The 2725-nt window shown below is 69.5% G+C and carries 2 protein-coding genes; both read left to right on the top strand.

Annotated elements, in window-relative coordinates; translation table 11 throughout:
• Nucleotides 1-359 precede the first annotated feature (359 nt).
• On the top strand, nt 360-1631 hold the full coding sequence (gene mdo, locus G6018_RS00570; RefSeq protein ID WP_067714967.1) for an NDMA-dependent methanol dehydrogenase: 1272 nt from the start codon (nt 360-362) through the stop codon (nt 1629-1631).
• Between the two features lie 109 nt (nt 1632-1740).
• Nucleotides 1741-2725: MoxR family ATPase (locus G6018_RS00565; protein ID WP_182638460.1), on the top strand; the 985-nt coding region annotated here is incomplete at its 3' end.

The raw sequence follows: 2725 nt of genomic DNA, 5'->3' as shown, positions 1-2725 counted from the left end.
TCTCCCCGTGCTCAGGGCCTGGGTCGGCGGCGCCGGGCGTGAGGATCTCGCCGCATGGCGGAGCCTGGCCCGGTCGCGGTACGCGGACGCCTCGACGATCGCGGCGGCCGAGGCGCGGTGTCGTGTCCTCGATCAGCGCTTCGGGGCGTGAGGGGCGCGGAGGCGGCGGTCGGCACCGAACCGGGCTCGACCCGTCCACTCGGGTAGGTGCATCGGTGCCATCCGGACCGTCCCCGGTGCGCCGGGTGGGCAGAACCCCGCGGTAGCTGTTCCGGACGGGGCGCCCGCCGGACAAGAGTGATCGGTGTCACAATCACCGCCCCGCCGATGGTGGGGGTCGCTCGAGCAGGAGGCGCACGATGGCGATCGAACTGAATCAGATCTGGGACATGCCGATCAAGGAGTTCCACCCTCTCCCCAAGGCACTGTTGGGGGTGGGTGCACACGACATCCTCGGCGTGGAGGCCAAGAAGCTGGGGATGACCCGGGTCCTCATCATGACCACCGGACTGCGCGGCTCGGGCATCATCGAGGAGCTCAAGGGCAAGATCGAGTACCAGGGCCTCGACGTCGTCGTCTTCGACAAGGTCGAGTCCAACCCCAAGGACTACAACGTCATGGACGCCGCCGCGCTCTACAACTCGGAGAAGTGCGACGGCATCATCTCGGTGGGCGGCGGCTCCAGTCATGACGCCGCCAAGGGCGCCCGCGTGGTGATCGCCCACGACGGCCGCGACATCAACGAGTTCCAGGGCTTCTCCAAGTCCACCAACTTCGAGAACCCGCCGCACATCGCGGTGTCCACCACGGCGGGCACCGGCGCGGAGACCTCGTGGGCGTACGTGATCACGGACACCTCGGACATGGACCACCCGCACAAGTGGGTCGCGTTCGACGACGCCAGCCTGGTCTCGCTGGCGATGGACGACCCGCTCCTCTACTACTCCTGCCCGCAGCACTTCACCGCGTACTGCGGTTTCGACGTCCTCGCGCACTGCTCGGAGCCGTACGTGTCCCGGCTCGACTTCGCCCCGTCGCTGGGCAACGCGTTGTACGCGACCAAGCTCGTGGCGGACAACCTCACGACGGCCGTGTACGACCCCCGCAACCTCGAGGCCCGGACCGGCATGATGAACGCGCAGTACATCGCGACGCAGGCGTTCAACTCGGGCGGCCTGGGCATGATCCACTCGATGTCCCACGCGATCAGCGCGTACTACGACACGCACCACGGTCTGAACAACGCCATCGCGCTGCCCCGGGTGTGGGAGTACAACCTGCCGTCGCGCTACCAGCGCTACGCCGAACTCGCGCCGCAGATGGGCGTGGACACCCGCAACATGACGACCGTCCAGGCCGCCGACGCGGCGGTGGAGGCCGCCATCCGGTTGTCGAAGGACGTCGGCATCCCGGACAACTTCAGCCAGATCACGCCCGGGCTGTACGAGAAGAACCAGATGGACACGGGCAAGTACAAGGGCAAGGGCGACAGGATCGACACCTCGGCGGAGAACATCCGCCGGATCGCCGAGCACATGATGGGGGACGCGTGCACCCCGGGCAACCCGCGTGAGTCCACGGTCGAGTCGCTGATCCCGATGGTCGAGCACGCCATGACCGGGTCGTACTGACCGGTCGGCGCGGCACCCCACCAGGACGTCCCCGGGGGCGGGCGAGCGGATCCGTCCCGCCCGTCCCCGGGGGACACCACCATCTCCCGAGAACGGAAAGGGCCCGACCATGGATGTCATCGAGGATCACCCCGACGACCTGAGTTCCGACGAGGTGGGTCCCGCGGACGCGGTGATCGACGTCGACGTCCTGGCGGAGGCCCTCCGCGGGACGGGGTACATCGTCGACCGTGAGCTGGCGACGGTCGTGCACCTGGCGACGGTCCTCGACAGGCCGCTGCTGCTGGAGGGGCCGGCCGGTGTGGGCAAGACCGAGCTGGCCAAGTCGCTGGCCTCCGCGTTCGGCCGTCGGTTGGTCCGGCTGCAGTGCTACGAGGGGCTCGACGACGCCCGGGCGCTGTACGAGTGGGACTACGCCAAGCAGCTGCTCCACGTCCAGATGCTCCGGGACCGGATCACGGCGGAACTGGCGGGGCACGAGGATCTCGCCGCGGCCTCGGCCGCGCTGGCGGAGATGGAGGTGGGGATCCACGGCGAGGACTTCCTGGTGACCAGGCCGTTGCTCGAGGCGATCACGTCCGAGGACCCGGTGGTCCTGCTCATCGACGAGATCGACCGCACGGAGGAGTCGCTCGAGGCGATGCTGCTCGAGGTGCTCGCGGAGAAGCAGGTGACGATCCCGGAGCTCGGCACCTACCGCGCACGCACGACGCCCTGGGTGGTGCTCACCTCGAACGACACCCGGGAGCTGTCCAGTGCCCTCAAGCGCCGGTGCCTGCACTTCCACGTGGACTTCCCGGACGCCGCGCGGGAGACGGAGATCGTCCGGTCCCGCGCTCCGGAGGTGCCGGAGTCGGTGGCGGCCGACGTGGTGGACAAGGCACGCCGCCTGCGCGAGCTGCCCCTGCGCAAGGCCCCGTCGATCTCCGAGGTGGTGGACGCGGCGCGCGCCGCGTCGGTGTGGGGTGGAGACGGCCCGGAGCTCGGCTGGGTCCTGTCCGCCGCTCTCCTGAAGTACCGGTCCGACGACGATGTCGCCCGTGGCGTTCTCGGCGCTGGGGCGGCCCCGGGCGAGGAGCCGGCGGGTGGCGGTC

Origin of the sequence: Dietzia sp. DQ11-44, from assembly GCF_014145205.1 — a bacterium.
Lineage (GTDB): Bacteria > Actinomycetota > Actinomycetes > Mycobacteriales > Mycobacteriaceae > Dietzia > Dietzia natronolimnaea.
The sequence above is the reverse complement of the archived record's forward strand: the minus strand, read 5'-3'. Positions and strand labels throughout refer to the sequence as shown.